The organism is Streptomyces sp. NPDC079167 (assembly GCF_040686735.1).
Classification (GTDB): domain Bacteria; phylum Actinomycetota; class Actinomycetes; order Streptomycetales; family Streptomycetaceae; genus Streptomyces.
In genome coordinates this window covers 424,177-438,436 of the sequence record NZ_JBFBLO010000002.1, presented here as the reverse complement: position 1 = coordinate 438,436, position 14,260 = coordinate 424,177, and the positions used below count along the sequence as shown (strand labels likewise).

The following is a 14,260-nucleotide window of genomic DNA, read 5'->3' as shown; positions in this document are numbered from 1 at the left end:
ATCATTTCATGACGCATACGCTGGATACATCTTCGCCGTCCGGCACAGTCGAAGAGCACACGCGAACGCAGTATTTCGAGCACGTCCTCGACGTGGTCGCGAAACGGCGGCAGGAATTCGAAGAGAAGCGGCACATACCCAGGGACGTCATCGCCGAGTTCAAGAAGGCCGGCATCTACCGGGCCGGCGCGCCGCGGCGTTTCGGGGGCGAGCCGCTGCCGCCGGCCCGGTTCCTGCGGCTGATCGAGCGGATCTCCGTGGTCGACGGCTCGGCGGGCTGGGTCGCGAGCTTCGGGTCCTCCCTCATCTACCTCGCGGCGCTTCCGCTGGACACCCAGGCCGAGTTGTACGCGGACGGTCCCGACATCGCCTTCGCGGGCGGCCTGTTCCCCGTCCAGCCCGCGGAGCGCGTCGACGGCGGACTCCGGATCGCCGGTCGCTGGAAGTTCGCCAGTGGCTCCAAGGGCGCCGACATCCTCGGTGTCGGCGTCAAGGTGGAAGGGGACCGGTCCGGCCGCCCCCGGACAGCCCTGCTCCGCCCCGGCCAGGTCGACATCGTCGACAACTGGGATGTCATCGGCATGCGCGGTACCGGCAGCCACGACCTGATCGTCGACGGCCAGGTCGTACCGGAGGAGTGGACCTTCGTCCGGGGCGGGGAACCCACCGTCGACGAACCTCTGTACCGCTACCCCGTCATTCCCTACGCCGCCCAGGTGCTGGCCGTCGTCGGCGCCGGCGTGGCCCGCGCGGCCCTGGACCAGGTCATCGCCGAAGGCGGACGGGCCAGTTACACCGGCGGGCCCGTCGCCGCCGACCGAGCCTCCTACCGCATCACCGCGGGCCGCGCCGAGGCCGCGCTGCGATCGGTGCGCGCCTTCTTCTACGAGATCACCGAAGAGGTGTGGCAGACCGTGGAACGCGGTGACGCGGCCACCCCGCAGCAGGCCAGTCTGCTGCGGCTGGCCTCCGCCCACCTCGCCAGGACCTCCTTCGAGGTGGTGCGCTCCGCCTACCAGCTGGCCGGCATCCGGGCCATCACCGACGGCAGCCCCATGCAGCGCTACCTGCGGGACGCCTCCGTGGTGCCGCAGCACGCCTTCCTCCAGGAGGGCATGTACGACGGCGCCGGCGCCGTCCTGATGGGCACCCAGCCGTTCCCCGGCTACCTCTGACCCGTCCGCACCCCGACGAAAGGCACCACCCGTGACCTCCTCAGACACCCCGCTGCGCGTCCTGTTCTGTCTCGGTGTCAACCAGAACTTCTTCGACCTGCCGACGGGGCAGCACAAGGATGTCTGGGCCGGCACCGTGGACATGCTCAAGCAGCTGCACGAGCTGCCCGGCGTCGATGTCCTCGGTACCATCGACGACGACCAGCACATGGTCGGCCCGTCGGACGGCTGGCCCTGGACCTGTTACGTGCTCGCGGACGTCGCCGACCAGCCGACGGTCGCCGCGGCCTGCAACCTCTTCCGCACCGTCCAGGTCGGCGAGTACGGACTGTGGCGCTACATGAAGATCGAGGCCCGCGTCGGGCGTCCGCTGCCGGACGTGACCCGATGAGCCCGCACACCCCCGAAGGTGCCCGCCGGGTCGCCCTGGTGACCGGCGCGGCCGGCGGCCTCGGCGGCTGCATCGCCGCCCGGCTGCACGCCCAGGGCTACCGCGTCGCCCTGACGGACCTGGACGCCGAGGCCGCCGCCGAGGCCGCCGCCGCACTCGACCCGACGGGCGAGAGCGCCGTCGGCCTGGTCCTCGACGTGCGGGACAAGGACGCCTTCAGCCGAGCGCTCGACGACCTGGTGACGCGGTGGGGAACCGTCCACGTCCTGGTGAACAACGCGGGCCACTCGAAGATCGAGTCGCTGATGGACATCACCCCGGAGAGCTTCACGGCGGTGGTCGACACCAACCTCAACGGCACGTTCTACGGCTGCCAGGTCTTCGGGGCGTACTTCGCGGAGCGCGGAGACGGGCGCATCGTCAACATCGCATCCCTGGCCGGACAGAACGGCGGCACGGCGACGGGCGCCCACTATGCGGCGGCCAAGGGCGGTGTGGCCACCCTGACCAAGGTCTTCGCCCGCGACCTCGGCCCGAGCGGCGTCACCGTGAACGCCGTCTCCCCAGGGCCGCAGGACCTGCCGGTGGTGCGGCGGACCGTCGACCCGCAGAAGCTGGCCCGGACCGAGGCGATGATCCCGGTCGGCCGCCTCGGCCGGCCCGAGTTCATCGCGGACACAGTCGTCCTGCTGGCGGCCGAGCACGCAGACGCCGTCACCGGCGCGTGCTGGGACGCCAACGGGGGCCTCTTCATGCGCTGACCCTCCAGGGGGCAGGGAGTTGTGTGCGGTCCCTGCGGGGTGTGTGCGACCCCGGCCCCGACCCTCGAAGAGGGGGCCCCGGCCGTTCGACGGCCGGGGCCCCCTCACCCGTTGTGGTGGACGCTCACAGATACAGGGACTGTGCCTGCAGATACCCGTGCAGACCCTCGGGCCCCAGTTCCCGCCCCAGCCCGCTGGCCTTCATGCCGCCGAAGGGCCCCACGGGGTCGGGCAGGTAGCGGTTGACCCCGACGGTGCCTGTGCGCACGCGCCGGGCGACCGCCGCACCGCGCTCCGGGTCCGCCGTCCACACCGTCCCGCCCAGGCCGTAGTCCGAGTCGTTGGCGATCCTGACGGCGTCGTCCACGTCGTCGTACGGCAGCACGCACAGCACCGGTCCGAAGACCTCCTCCTGCGCGAGCACCGAGGCGTTGTCCACATCGGCGAAGACCGTGGGCTCCACGAACCAGCCCCGGTCCAGCCCGGCGGGCCGGCCGCCTCCCGTGGTCAGCCGGGCACCCTCGGCACGCCCCTTCGCCATGTATCCCTCCACCCGGTCACGCTGTTGCGAGGTGACGAGCGGGCCGATCAGCGTCCGCTCGTCCAGGGCGTCGCCGACCGGCAGGGACCGGGCGAGACCCGTGACGAGGTCCACCACCTCCGTGTACCGGCTACGGGGCGCCAGGATGCGCGTACTGAGGAAGCAGGTCTGCCCGTTGTTGGTGAAGGTGGCCCGCACCAGGTCCTCGCCCATGGCGTCCGGGTCCAGCACGGCGTCGTCGAGCACGATGCCGGCGGACTTGCCGCCCAGTTCCAGGGTCACCGGCCGCAGCAGCCGCCCGCACACCTCACCGATGGCCCGGCCGGCCGGCGTCGAACCGGTGAACGCCACCTTGTCGACACCAGGGTGGGACACCAGGTGGGCGCCCGCCTCCCGGCCGCCCGGAACGATGTTGAGCACGCCGGCCGGCACACCCGCGGCCACGGCCGCCTCGGCCACGACGAAGGAATCGAGTACAGCCTCGGGTGACGGCTTCAGGACCACCGTGCAGCCGGCGGTCATGGCGGGGGCGATCTTGAACGTCGACAACACCTGCGGATAGTTCCAGGGCACGATGGCGGCGACCACCCCCACGGGGGCGCGGCGCACTTCCACCTGACCGCCGAGGAGTCCGGGGCGCGTCTCGGTGAACTCCGAGGTGCGCGCCAACTGGGCGTAGTAGCGCAGGACCGCGCTGGGGTACCCCGCCTCCAGTTGCCGGGCGGTCCCGATCGGCATGCCGTTCTGGCTGCTCACGGCCGAGGCGATGGACTCCGCCCGGGTATCCAGCTCCGCCGCGAACCGCTCCATCACATCCGCCCGCCGCCCGGGTTCCCAGGCCGCCCATCCGCCAGGTGCGTCGAACGCCTCGCGGGCCGCGCGGACCGCGGCGTCCACGTCCGCCTCCACCGCCTCCGGTGCCGAGCCCAAGGTCTCCTCGGTGCTCGGGTTGACCGGCGTGATGAGGCGGTCGGTGGCCGGCCGCACCCAGGCTCCACCGATGTACAGATGCTCGTGACGATGGTCCATCAAGGTCTCCTCACTGTCCGATGCCCGTATCGACACGGTCGGGACGGGACTGAGTCAGACCCTGACGCGGTTGTGGCCGTCCGGTCCGCCGCGGAGTGCACGGGCAGTCGCCACGGCATGCACACGGCTCCGCGACCCGGACCCGGCCGCCGGCGTGCACGCAACGGCGGTCAGTCATGCACCTGTGGCCTACGGCCGGACAGCCTTCCACCACGCCTTCGACAGCGCCCACGCCCGGGGACCCATCGGCGACGTGGGCGGCCTGGCCGGCCTGTGCCGGCTGTGCCGGGAGATCATGCCGCTGGAGGTGCGAGACGTGCGGAGGCCCCGGGCCGTGGTCCCCCTCTCCGCGCGGGACGTACACGAGCGGATCATGAGCCGTGTATTCCGCTCCGCGGTCTCGCACTGTGGCGGGGCCGGGTCCGGCACTACCCCGACCGCGATGATCGGTCTGCGGACCCGGCCCGCGAGGAAGAACTGCTGACCCAGTTGCCCAGCGGATTCGGCTGCCACGTGTGACAGCGGGAAGCTCCCGGCACCCTCGGTTTCAGGAGGTTCTCGGTCGTCCGGCGTCCCGAGCGTGCTCGTTGGTGTGATTGGTGCCCGGAGCCTTGAGGAGCACTGACTTCGAAGGGTAGCTGCTGGCGAAGAAGTCAGGCAGGTCGACGATCGCCACGTTCTCCGTGCGCGTGCGAGTGATCTTCCACTCGCCGTCGGTTCTGCGGAAGGCATTGTTCAGCCGGCTGGCCCGGACGAGGGCCTTACCGTTGGAGAAGAGCCAAGGCTGGAAGTGGATCCATTGACCGTCGGCCTCGTCACCGTGCACGTGGATCTGCTCCGATGTCAGCCAGTGCGCGTTCATCATCAGCTTCGGATCCTGCCGCTCCGGCCAGAAGTTGCTGAAGTGGGCGCGAAGCTGGTCCTTGCCCACACACCGACCGAACTGGTTGTCGTAGTACTCCCCGACACCCTCCCAGATGGCGTCCTCGGAGTAGAGGTCCAGGATGAGCTCGATGCGCTGCTTGTCGTTCTCCACGCCGAACTCGGGGCAAGGAGTATCGCAGAGGAACATGTAACGGGCCTGAAGGCGGCGGATGTCCGCCTCCGCTTCAAGGACTTCGACGCGCCGCACGAGCGCGTCGATCGTTGCTTGGTCGGTCATGGTTCGCACTGTGCCTTCGAGACACCCGGACCGCCAGCGTGCGGTCCACTGACCGAAACACCGTTGTCAGGCGGACGTGAGTGGGCCGGACAACGGCCGCTGGCCCTGGTAGGCGGCGCCCCCGGTCTCACCGGTGACCTCCGGCCCACACAGAACGCGCGTTGAACCCGTCGGAGTCGGTCGGCGGCTGGGGGGGAGAGAGAAGCTGCGCGCCCCGGCTCAAGCTGTTCCTCGGAGGTTTTGGGGCTCCGTCGGGTCAGGCTCTGCGACGCACGTTCGTCCTGCTTCACTTTCCTGGCCAACAACGGCGTGCCCGACCACATCCTCGCGCGATGGGCCGGGCATACGAATATCAGGACGACCAAGCGGTGGTACGTCAAGCCGGATGTGAAGGATCTTCGTGGGGCCGCCACCACGTGGGACGGCCTGCAGAAAGGCACGCCAGGATGACCCCGGACACGGGCACATGCCGGTGCGCCACACCTGGTCTCTTGAGGGTCCCGGCGCCGGAGCTGGCATCGTGAGAGAGCCGAGACTGGCTAGGTCCACCCCGGCGATGTGACATCTCGTGACAGATGAGAGGGTTTTCCGGGTGACCGAGACACCACCGAACACCATGCAATACCGCTTTGACGGGCCAGAAGACGCTCCGGTCCTGGTGATCGGGCCGTCCCTGGGTACCACATGGCACATGTGGGACCGCCAGATACCGGAGCTCTCGCAGCACTGGAGAATCTTCCGCTACGACCTCCCCGGGCACGGCGGCGCCCCCGCGTACCCCGCCGCCGCGGTCTCCGACCTCGCCGACCGCGTCCTCGCCACACTGGACAGCGTCGGCGTCCAGCGCTTCGGATACGCCGGCTGTTCCATCGGCGGAGCCGTCGGTGCCGACCTGGCGCTGCGCCATCCTCACCGGGTCGCCGCCCTCGCGCTCATCGCCGCGTCGCCCCGCTTCGGCACCGCCGACGAATTCCGGCAGCGCGGGGTGATCGTCCGCAGCAACGGCCTGGAGCCGATCGCCCGGACCTCCCCTGAGCGCTGGTTCACCCCCGGCTTCGCCGCCGCCCAGCCGGCCATCGTCGAGTGGGCCGTCCAGATGGTCCGCACCACCGACCCCGGCTGCTACATCGCCTCGTGCGAGGCCCTGGCCGCCTTCGACATCCGTACGGAACTGCCCCGTATCGGAGTGCCGACCCTCGTCCTGGTGGGGGCGGAGGACAAGGTCACCGGCCCCGCCGAGGCCCGGACCCTGGTGGCGGGCATCCCGGACGCCCGGCTCGCCCTCGTACCCGGCGCCTCCCACCTGGCCCCGGTCGAGCAGCCCGCCGCCGTCACCGACCTGCTGCTCATGCACTTCTCGACCGCCTGGCAGGACACCCAGGCGTCGATCCCCGTGCCGCCGTCCCCGGGGTTCGCCGCTCCGTTCGCCCCGGTCGTCCCCGTCGCGGAGATCACTGCCGCGGTCGACCTGCCCGACGTCGCCTCCACCGGTCGCAGCGACCGGTTCGACCAGGGGATGAAGGTCCGGCGCGAGGTACTGGGCGATGCGCACGTGGACGCCGCCACGGCCGCCTCCGACGCGTTCACCGACGACTTCCAGGACCTCCTCACCCGCTACGCCTGGGGCGAGATCTGGAACAGGGAGGGTCTCGACCGCAAGGCCCGCAGCTGCGTCTCCCTCACCGCGGTCGTCGCGTCCGGGCACCTGGGCGGGCTCGCGCAGCACGTCAGGGCCGCCCTGCGCAACGGGCTCACACCTGTCGAGATCAAGGAGGTGCTGCTCCAGACCGCCGTCTACTGCGGCATCCCGGCGGCCGGTGCGGCGTTCGAGATCGCGCAGTCCGTGATCCAGGAGGAAACCACCCCGCCCGCATAGCAGGATGGGTGCATGAACGCTTCGTCTGTCGACCTCACCCTCACCAAGAAGATCCACTCCTGCATCCGTCTGGAGCGCGACGGGCAGACGCTCGTCATCGACCCCGGCGGCTTCGCCGAGGACGACGCCGCGGTCGGTGCCGACGCGATCCTGGTGACGCACGAGCACCCGGATCACTTCAACGAGGCGCGGCTGCGCGCGGCGCTGGAGTCCAACCCCGCCGCGCGGGTGTGGACCCTGCGCAGCGTGGCCGAGCAACTGTCCGGCGCGTTCCCGGGGCGCGTGCACACCGTCGGCCACGGTGACACGTTCACCGCCGCCGGACTCGACGTACAGGTGCACGGAGAGCTGCACGCGGTGATCCACCCGGACATCCCGAGGATCACCAACATCGGGTTCCTCGTGGACGGTTCGGTCTTCCACCCCGGGGACGCCTTCACGGTGCCCGACCACCCGGTGGACACACTGATGCTGCCGGTCATGGCCCCCTGGAGCAAGATCTCCGAGGTCATCGACTACGTACGCGAGGTGAAGCCGCGCCGTGCGATCGACATCCACGACGCCCTGCTCACCGACCTCGCCCGCCCGATCTACGACACGCAGATCGGCGCACTGGGCGGCGCGGACCACGGCCGGCTGGCCCCGGGCGACGCGACCCGTCTCTGACCCGGTTGTCAGTGGGAGCGGTTAGGTTTACTGCATGCGCATCGCCACGTGGAACGTCAATTCGATCACCGCCCGGCTCCCCAGGCTGCTGGCCTGGCTGGAGAGCAGCGGCACGGACGTGCTCTGCCTCCAGGAGACCAAATGCACGCTGGAGCAGTTCCCCGCCGAAGCGCTGCGCGAGCTGGGTTACGAGTCCGCGATCAACGCCACCGGCCGGTGGAACGGCGTCGCGCTGCTCTCGCGTGTCGGTCTCGCGGACGTGGTGACGGGCCTGCCCGACGGCCCGGAATACGAGGGTGTGCAGGAGCCGAGGGCGGTCTCGGCGACCTGTGGGCCCGCCCGGGTCTGGTCGGTCTACGTCCCCAACGGCCGCGAGGTCGCCCACGACCACTACGCCTACAAGCTGCGCTGGCTCGAAGCCCTGCAGAAGGCCGTCGCCACGGACGCGGCGGGTGCGCGTCCGTTCGCGGTGCTCGGCGACTTCAACATCGCGCCGACCGACGAGGACGTCTGGGACCCGGCACTCTTCGAGAACTCCACGCACGTGACCCCCGCCGAGCGGGCCGCGCTCGCCGGGCTGCGCGAGAAGGGCCTCTCCGACGTGGTGCCACGCCCCCTCAAGTACGACCACCCGTACACCTACTGGGACTACCGCCAGCTGTCCTTCCCGAAGAACAAGGGCATGCGCATCGACCTGGTCTACGGCAACACCCCCTTCGCCACAGCGGTCAAGGACAGCTACGTCGACCGTGAGGAGCGCAAGGGCAAGGGTGCCTCCGACCACGCCCCGGTGGTCGTGGACCTCGACGTCTGACAGCCGCAACCTGAGTGTCAATGTCGGGTTGACGGGGCATAAGTGTCAACCTAGGGTTGCCTCATGACGAAGCCGCTGCGCGCCAATCCGCCCATCCGCCTCGACGACCTGATCGGTGCGATCAAGGAGACCCATAGCGACACCCTTGAACAGCTTTCCGGAGCGGTGGTCGCCGCTGATCACCTGGGTGAGATCGCCGACCACCTCATCGGCCACTTCGTGGACCAGGCGCGCCGCTCGGGTGCCTCGTGGACGGACATCGGCCGGAGCATGGGCGTCACCCGGCAGGCCGCCCAGAAGAGGTTCGTGCCCAAGAAGCCCGGTGAGGCCTCGACCCTGGACCCGTCCCAGGGCTTCGGGCAGTTCGACCAGCAGGCCAGGAACGCCGTCATGGCCGCCAGTAACGAGGCCCACGCCGCCCGTAATGACGAGGTGGGGGTGGGGCACCTGGTCCTGGGCCTCCTGGCCGAGCCGGACTCGCTCGGCGCACAGGTGATCGTCGGCCAGGGGATCGCGCTGGAAACGGTCCGCGAGGCGGCGGCGCTCGCCCTGCCCGCCCCGGCCGGCGAGGTCCCCGAGCTGGTCCCGTACGACGCGGGGGCCCGCAAGGTCCTCGAGCTCACCTTCCGGGAGGCCCTGCGCCTCGGCCACGACTTCATCGGGACCGGGCACATCGTGCTGGCCGTCCTGGAGTTCGAGGGAGGCGCGGGCGTGCTCACGGGGCTGGGCGTCGACAAGGACGTGGCGTCGTCCGACGTCGCCGCGGCGGTCGTCGCCGAAGCCGGGGAGCCGGCCCCGGACGCCCGGAGCTGAGGAGGAGAAGTGCTGCGGATGCCGCCCTGGGCCAGGGGCGGTATTCCGCGTCGACGGACCGCCTCAGTGCACGGAGAACCCGCCGTCGACGAAGAGCGACTGCCCGGTGACGTAGGAGGAGGCGGCGCTCGCGAGGAACACCGCGGCGCCGGCGAAGTCCTGGGCCAGTCCGTTGCGTCCCACCATCGTGCGGGCGGCCAGCGCCGCCACCCGCTCCGGGTCGGACGACAGCCGCTCGTTGAGCGGCGTCATCACGAATCCGGGCACCAGCGTGTTGCAGGTGACCCCGTACGGCGACCACGCCTCGGCCTGCGAGCGGGCCAGCGACTCCAGCGCGCCCTTGGAGACCCCGTACGCGCCGCTCTGCACGAACGCCCGGTGTGCCTGCTGGGAGGTGATGTGGATGATCCTGCCAAAGCCGCGCTCCGCCATGCCCGGCCCGAACCGGCGGCCCAGCAGATAGGGGGCCTTGAGGTTCACCGTCATCGTGATGTCCCAGACGTCCTCGTCGAGCTCGCTCATCGGCGGCCGCAGGTTGACGCCCGCGCAGTTGACGAGGATGTCGGGCTCGCCGAACGCGGCGGCCGCCCCCTCGCCGGCCGTGCGCACACCTTCGGTCGTCCCGAGGTCGGCGCTCACCCAGGCCGCCCGGCAGCCGTCGGCTTCGAGTTCACCGACGGTCCGCACCAGTTCCGCCTCCCTGCGTGCCACGACCACGACGCTCGCGCCGGCGTGCGCGAGGGCGCCCGCGACGGCCCGGCCGATGCCGGAGCTGCCGCCGGTCACCACGGCGACCCGGCCTTCCAGCGAGAAGAGTTCGGAAAGATAGTTCTGCGACGTCATCCTCGTACCCTAAAGAGGTGGCCGGCGGGTGTACGGGGCGGGTCCCGGGACCGGAACAGTCGCGCGCCCTGCGGTGCGGTACCCGTCCGGGGTGGGACCCTGGTGGTATGAACATTCCCTTCCTGGACAACTGGCGGAAGCGCCGAGGCGGTACACGGGCTATGGCTCTCGCGGCCGCCGTCGAGACCGATCCGGACGGCGTGGCCGAGCTGTTCGCGGAATGCGAGTTGCTGAGGGCCCGGGCAGGGCAGTGTGGCCTCGAACTCGACGACAGCCCCGCCTCGTTGTCCGCGCTCGACCAGTTGCCGCCGATCTGGCGGGACGACCCGGAGGAGCTGCCGTGGGTGGGTAACGACGCGGGCCTCTACCTCGGCACCGTACTGGTGCGCACGGTCCCCGGAGCCGCCTGGGACATCCTGGCCGGCGGAAAGCCCGTGGTGCGACTGGGTTCCGGGCGGGAGATCGATGTGGTCGCCGCCGGTCTGGACTGGGCGATGTCGGGAAGCCCCGAGCTCTCCGAGATGTACGCGGAGTCGGCGGAGAGCGGCCCGGAGATCAAAACGCGATAAACAGCCTTATGCGCCGTTGGTGCGTGTCGGCCCCGAAGTGCGTCTTCTCCCCGGATAGTTTGCGCTGACCTCGACACAAGCGATAAGTGGGTAGGGCAGCGTATGGCCGTCGATCCGTTGATCGAGCTGCGGGACGTCAACAAGTACTTCGGGAAGTTGCACGTACTGCAGGACATCAATCTCACCGTCGGCCGCGGGGAGGTGGTGGTGGTCATCGGCCCCTCCGGATCGGGCAAATCCACGCTCTGCCGGACCATCAACCGGCTTGAGACGGTCGAGTCCGGTCATATCGCCATCGACGGCAAGCCGCTCCCCGAGGAGGGGAAGGGACTCGCGGAACTCCGTGCGGAAGTGGGCATGGTCTTCCAGTCGTTCAACCTGTTCGCCCACAAGACCGTGCTGGCGAACGTCTCACTCGCCCAGCTGAAGGTCCGCAAGCGCAAGAAGGACGAGGCCGACCAGCGCTCCCGGGTACTGCTGGAGCGGGTCGGGCTGGCCTCGCAGGCGGACAAGTTTCCCGCTCAGCTCTCCGGCGGCCAGCAGCAGCGCGTCGCCATCGCCCGCGCCCTCGCCATGGACCCCAAGGCGCTCCTCTTCGACGAGCCCACCTCCGCGCTGGACCCGGAGATGATCAACGAGGTCCTCGAGGTCATGCAGCAACTCGCCCGCGAGGGCATGACCATGGTGGTCGTCACCCACGAGATGGGCTTCGCCCGGTCCGCCGCCAACCGCGTGGTCTTCATGTCCGACGGCTGCATCATCGAGGACCGCACCCCGGAGGACTTCTTCACCTCCCCGGAGAGCGACCGCGCCAAGGACTTCCTGTCCAAGATCCTCAAGCACTGACAGGGGGCACCGTGTTGCGTCAAAGGAACATCGCGGCCGTGCTGGTCTGCCTCCTGATCGCCGCGCTCTGTGCCGGCTGCGGCAGGGAGGGCAGCCCGCCGGTCAAGGGGCCGAAGGCCGAGGCGCTGCCCCGGTACAAGGTCGACACCGGCTTCTCGCTGCCGGAATCCAGGACCTGGAAGAAGGCCAAGAGGCGTGGCTATCTCGTCGTCGGCGCCAAGGAGGACCAGCCCTACCTCGGCGAGAAGGACCCGGCCAGCGGGATCTACTCCGGCTTCGACATCGAGATCGCCCGCATGATGGCGGCCTCCCTCGGCTTCGACCCGGACACGATCCGCTTCCGGACCATCGCCTCCGCCAACCGGGAGACGGCACTCCAGAACGGGCAGATCGACTACTACGTCGGCACCTACACGATCAACGACATGCGCAAGAAACTCGTCGGCTTCGCCGGGCCCTACTACATGGCCGGCCAGGGGCTGCTGGTGCGCACCGACGAGAACGACATCCACGGTCCGCAGGACCTGGCGGGCAAGACCGTCTGCTCGGCAGCCGGGTCCACGCCGTACCAGCGCATCGCCGCGGACTTCCCGAAAGCGGATCTCGTCGCGTACGACACCTACTCGATCTGCGTCGACAACCTGCTCACCTTCCAGGTCGACGCCGTCACCACCGACGACGCGATCCTGCTCGGCTTCGCCGCCAAGGCACCGGACGAGATGAAGGTGGTCGGCAAGCCCTTCTCCGAGGAGCCGTACGGCATCGGCGTCCCGCGCAGCGACAACGCGCTGCGCTCCGCTCTCGACGACGCCCTGGAGGCCAACGAGAAGAACGGCAACTGGAAGAAGGCGTTCGAGGCGACTCTGGGCCTGTCCGGGGTACCCGCCCCGAAGCCGCCGCCCATCGACCGCTACCCGTCGAACTGAGGGGCCGGCCACCACCATGGATGTACTGACAGACAACTGGTCGCTCTACGGCAAGGGCTTCCTCGGCACCGTCGAACTCACCGTCTACGCCTCGGCCCTGGCCCTGGTGCTCGGCTTCGTCATGGCCTCGTTCCGGGTCGCGCCGGTCGGCTCGCTCCGGATGATCGGCACCGTCTGGGTCGCGGTGCTCCGCAACACCCCGCTGACCCTGCTGTTCTTCGCCGTGCTGCTCGGCCTGCCGCGCTTCGGCCTGGTCCTGCCCTTCCAGGTCTTCGCGGTGCTCGCCCTCGGCTGCTACACCTCGGCCTTCATCTGCGAGGCACTGCGCTCCGGCATCAACACCGTGCCCACGGGGCAGGGCGAGGCGGCCCGCAGCCTCGGGATGTCCTTCGGACAGACCCTGGGCAGTGTGGTGCTGCCCCAGGCCTTCCGGTCCGTCATCCCGCCGGTGGGATCGACACTGATCGCCCTCGCCAAGAACTCCGCGATCGCCGGGGCCTTCAGCGTCACCGAGCTGCTGGGCACCTACAAGACCCTCAACGAACTCGGCTACAGCATCATCTGGTCCTTCATCTGGATCGCCGTCGGATACCTGATCATCACCCTCGCCATCAGTGCGATCTTCAACCTGTTGGAGAAGCGCTGGGGAGTCGCCCGATGACCCACTCCACCGCCTCCGCCTCCGCGCTCTACGACATCCCCGGGCCCGTCACCCGTAAGCGGCACATGCTCTACGGGGTCCTGGCGACGGCCGTGATCCTCGCACTGTTCGGCTGGATCCTCTATCTCCTCTTCGACACCGACCAGTTCACCAGCGAGAAGTGGACGCCCTTCATCTACACGGGGATCCAGGAGCTGCTGCTGCGCGGGCTCGGCAACACGCTGAAGGCGTTCGCCTACGCGGCGGTCCTCTCCCTCGCACTCGGGGCGGTACTCGCCGTCGGGCGGCTCTCCGAACACAGACCGGTGCGCTGGATCTCGACGCTGCTGGTCGAGTTCTTCCGGGCCATGCCCGTACTGGTGATGATCTTCTTCATCTTCGTCGCGCTCAAGGTCCAGCCGCTGCCGGCGCTGGTCGCCGGACTGACCCTCTACAACGGGTCCGTGCTCGCCGAGGTCTTCCGGACCGGGATCAACTCCGTGGAGCGGGGGCAGCGGGAGGCGGCGTACGCGCTGGGTATGCGCAAGACGCAGGTCACCACCCACGTCCTGGCCCCGCAGGCCGTCCGCGCGATGCTGCCCACCATCATCAGCCAGCTGGTGGTGGCGCTCAAGGACACCTCGCTGGGCTATCTGATCACCTACGAGGAGTTCCTCCACGCCGGCAAGCTGATCGCCTCGAACCTCGACTACGATCTCCCGTTCATCCCCGTGGTCATGGTGATCTCGCCCATCTACATCGGGATGTGCATGCTGCTCTCCTGGTTCGCCACCTGGGTGGCCAGACGGCAGCGGCGCAACCCGAAGACGGAGGGGACGGGCGTCGCCGCCGCCGAACCCGGAACGGTGCTGCCGGGCCGTCCGCGGTAGCCCTCGATCCGCCCGGCAGCAGCCGGTGATCACTCCTCGCAGCCGTAACCGGTACGCGATCCGTACCGGGCGCCCGGCGGGGGAGAAGGTCAGCTGCGCGCCGGCCGGGCCGCGGCCGCTGCGGTGAGGACCGGCGAAGGTCACGAGGTGACGTGTGACCGGCCTGGACACCGTGGGCGTGGAGCGCGGCTCCACGCCCACGGGGAAACGGCCGTCCCGGTGCCGTCCCGGTGCCCGACCGTGCAGGTCCGCGGAGGGGCGACGGGGCGGTCGTACCCCCGGGCGTCTCCCCGGAAGGAGCTCGTAGAATCCTCCTCG

General features: G+C 69.7%; 16 protein-coding genes. 13 read left to right on the top strand and 3 right to left on the bottom strand.

What is annotated here, in order from left to right; all coding sequences use genetic code 11:
• Nucleotides 1-8: 8 nt before the first annotated feature.
• The 3 genes from AB0P41_RS06125 to AB0P41_RS06115 are packed head-to-tail and all read left to right on the top strand — an operon-like array spanning nucleotide 9 to nucleotide 2,327.
• Complete coding sequence (locus tag AB0P41_RS06125) at nucleotides 9-1,175, top strand: acyl-CoA dehydrogenase family protein (RefSeq protein ID WP_365930390.1); 1,167 nt, start codon at nucleotides 9-11, stop codon at nucleotides 1,173-1,175.
• A 31-nt stretch (nucleotides 1,176-1,206) separates the two neighbouring features.
• Entirely contained in the window at nucleotides 1,207-1,566 is a 360-nt protein-coding gene (locus AB0P41_RS06120; protein ID WP_365930388.1) for a hypothetical protein, read from the top strand.
• Nucleotides 1,563-2,327: an SDR family NAD(P)-dependent oxidoreductase gene (locus AB0P41_RS06115; protein ID WP_365930387.1), complete on the top strand. Its 765-nt coding sequence runs from the start codon at nucleotides 1,563-1,565 to the stop codon at nucleotides 2,325-2,327. The genes AB0P41_RS06120 and AB0P41_RS06115 overlap by 4 nt, the downstream gene beginning before the upstream one ends.
• Nucleotides 2,328-2,451: 124 nt before the next feature.
• On the opposite strand, the gene AB0P41_RS06110 is transcribed toward AB0P41_RS06115, so the two are convergent.
• Nucleotides 2,452-3,897, bottom strand: coding sequence for an aldehyde dehydrogenase (locus AB0P41_RS06110; protein WP_365930386.1), 1,446 nt, complete (start codon nucleotides 3,895-3,897; stop codon nucleotides 2,452-2,454).
• Nucleotides 3,898-4,081: 184 nt separating this feature from the next.
• Here AB0P41_RS06110 and AB0P41_RS06105 point away from each other — a divergent pair, with 184 nt between their 5' ends.
• Nucleotides 4,082-4,381, top strand: coding sequence for a hypothetical protein (locus AB0P41_RS06105; RefSeq protein WP_365930385.1), 300 nt, complete (start codon nucleotides 4,082-4,084; stop codon nucleotides 4,379-4,381).
• A gap of 63 nt (nucleotides 4,382-4,444) precedes the next feature.
• Here AB0P41_RS06105 and AB0P41_RS06100 read toward each other — a convergent pair whose 3' ends face one another.
• On the bottom strand, nucleotides 4,445-5,059 hold the full coding sequence (locus AB0P41_RS06100; protein ID WP_365930384.1) for a nuclear transport factor 2 family protein: 615 nt from the start codon (nucleotides 5,057-5,059) through the stop codon (nucleotides 4,445-4,447).
• Between the two features lie 616 nt (nucleotides 5,060-5,675).
• Here AB0P41_RS06100 and AB0P41_RS06095 point away from each other — a divergent pair.
• The 4 genes from AB0P41_RS06095 (at nucleotide 5,676) to AB0P41_RS06080 (ending at nucleotide 9,228) form a co-directional block, all read left to right on the top strand.
• Complete coding sequence (locus tag AB0P41_RS06095; RefSeq protein ID WP_365930745.1) at nucleotides 5,676-6,935, top strand: alpha/beta fold hydrolase; 1,260 nt, start codon at nucleotides 5,676-5,678, stop codon at nucleotides 6,933-6,935.
• A 12-nt stretch (nucleotides 6,936-6,947) separates the two neighbouring features.
• The gene (locus AB0P41_RS06090; protein ID WP_356714446.1) at nucleotides 6,948-7,601 is read left to right on the top strand and encodes an MBL fold metallo-hydrolase; all 654 of its coding nucleotides are present in this window, start codon (nucleotides 6,948-6,950) and stop codon (nucleotides 7,599-7,601) included.
• A 34-nt stretch (nucleotides 7,602-7,635) separates the two neighbouring features.
• Nucleotides 7,636-8,415 carry an exodeoxyribonuclease III gene (locus tag AB0P41_RS06085; protein WP_365930382.1) on the top strand — a complete coding sequence of 260 codons (780 nt, stop codon included), beginning with the start codon at nucleotides 7,636-7,638 and terminating at the stop codon, nucleotides 8,413-8,415.
• A 63-nt stretch (nucleotides 8,416-8,478) separates the two neighbouring features.
• Nucleotides 8,479-9,228, top strand: a complete 750-nt coding sequence (locus AB0P41_RS06080; RefSeq protein ID WP_365930380.1) for a Clp protease N-terminal domain-containing protein — start codon at nucleotides 8,479-8,481, stop codon at nucleotides 9,226-9,228.
• A 63-nt stretch (nucleotides 9,229-9,291) separates the two neighbouring features.
• On the opposite strand, the gene AB0P41_RS06075 is transcribed toward AB0P41_RS06080, so the two are convergent.
• Entirely contained in the window at nucleotides 9,292-10,071 is a 780-nt protein-coding gene (locus AB0P41_RS06075; RefSeq protein WP_365930378.1) for an SDR family oxidoreductase, read from the bottom strand.
• A 107-nt stretch (nucleotides 10,072-10,178) separates the two neighbouring features.
• On the opposite strand from AB0P41_RS06075, the gene AB0P41_RS06070 reads away from it, so the two are divergent.
• The 5 genes from AB0P41_RS06070 to AB0P41_RS06050 all read left to right on the top strand — a co-directional run bounded on the left by AB0P41_RS06070 (nucleotide 10,179) and on the right by AB0P41_RS06050 (nucleotide 13,942).
• A complete protein-coding gene (locus tag AB0P41_RS06070; protein WP_365930377.1) occupies nucleotides 10,179-10,640 on the top strand; it encodes a DUF6278 family protein in 462 nt (153 codons plus the stop codon).
• A 102-nt stretch (nucleotides 10,641-10,742) separates the two neighbouring features.
• Nucleotides 10,743-11,486 carry an amino acid ABC transporter ATP-binding protein gene (locus AB0P41_RS06065; protein ID WP_365930375.1) on the top strand — a complete coding sequence of 248 codons (744 nt, stop codon included), beginning with the start codon at nucleotides 10,743-10,745 and terminating at the stop codon, nucleotides 11,484-11,486.
• A gap of 11 nt (nucleotides 11,487-11,497) precedes the next feature.
• Nucleotides 11,498-12,412: a glutamate ABC transporter substrate-binding protein gene (locus AB0P41_RS06060; protein WP_365930373.1), complete on the top strand. Its 915-nt coding sequence runs from the start codon at nucleotides 11,498-11,500 to the stop codon at nucleotides 12,410-12,412.
• 16 nt (nucleotides 12,413-12,428) lie between these two features.
• The gene (locus tag AB0P41_RS06055) at nucleotides 12,429-13,073 is read left to right on the top strand and encodes an amino acid ABC transporter permease (protein ID WP_356714439.1); all 645 of its coding nucleotides are present in this window, start codon (nucleotides 12,429-12,431) and stop codon (nucleotides 13,071-13,073) included.
• Complete coding sequence (locus tag AB0P41_RS06050) at nucleotides 13,070-13,942, top strand: amino acid ABC transporter permease (RefSeq protein WP_356714438.1); 873 nt, start codon at nucleotides 13,070-13,072, stop codon at nucleotides 13,940-13,942. Before AB0P41_RS06055 ends, AB0P41_RS06050 begins: the two co-directional genes overlap by 4 nt.
• Nucleotides 13,943-14,260: the final 318 nt, after the last annotated feature.

Bases quoted from the DNA above. Each gene is read 5' to 3' on its own strand.
- AB0P41_RS06055 (WP_356714439.1), top strand. From the start codon at position 12,429: ATGGATGTACTGACAGACAACTGGTCGCTCTACGGCAAGGGCTTCCTC.
- AB0P41_RS06110 (WP_365930386.1), bottom strand. From the start codon at position 3,897: ATGGACCATCGTCACGAGCATCTGTACATCGGTGGAGCCTGGGTGCGG.
- AB0P41_RS06100 (WP_365930384.1), bottom strand. From the start codon at position 5,059: ATGACCGACCAAGCAACGATCGACGCGCTCGTGCGGCGCGTCGAAGTC.
- AB0P41_RS06095 (WP_365930745.1), top strand. From the start codon at position 5,676: ATGCAATACCGCTTTGACGGGCCAGAAGACGCTCCGGTCCTGGTGATC.
- AB0P41_RS06075 (WP_365930378.1), bottom strand. From the start codon at position 10,071: ATGACGTCGCAGAACTATCTTTCCGAACTCTTCTCGCTGGAAGGCCGG.
- AB0P41_RS06125 (WP_365930390.1), top strand. From the start codon at position 9: ATGACGCATACGCTGGATACATCTTCGCCGTCCGGCACAGTCGAAGAG.
- AB0P41_RS06085 (WP_365930382.1), top strand. From the start codon at position 7,636: ATGCGCATCGCCACGTGGAACGTCAATTCGATCACCGCCCGGCTCCCC.
- AB0P41_RS06090 (WP_356714446.1), top strand. From the start codon at position 6,948: ATGAACGCTTCGTCTGTCGACCTCACCCTCACCAAGAAGATCCACTCC.
- AB0P41_RS06115 (WP_365930387.1), top strand. From the start codon at position 1,563: ATGAGCCCGCACACCCCCGAAGGTGCCCGCCGGGTCGCCCTGGTGACC.
- AB0P41_RS06050 (WP_356714438.1), top strand. From the start codon at position 13,070: ATGACCCACTCCACCGCCTCCGCCTCCGCGCTCTACGACATCCCCGGG.
- AB0P41_RS06065 (WP_365930375.1), top strand. From the start codon at position 10,743: ATGGCCGTCGATCCGTTGATCGAGCTGCGGGACGTCAACAAGTACTTC.
- AB0P41_RS06080 (WP_365930380.1), top strand. From the start codon at position 8,479: ATGACGAAGCCGCTGCGCGCCAATCCGCCCATCCGCCTCGACGACCTG.
- AB0P41_RS06070 (WP_365930377.1), top strand. From the start codon at position 10,179: ATGAACATTCCCTTCCTGGACAACTGGCGGAAGCGCCGAGGCGGTACA.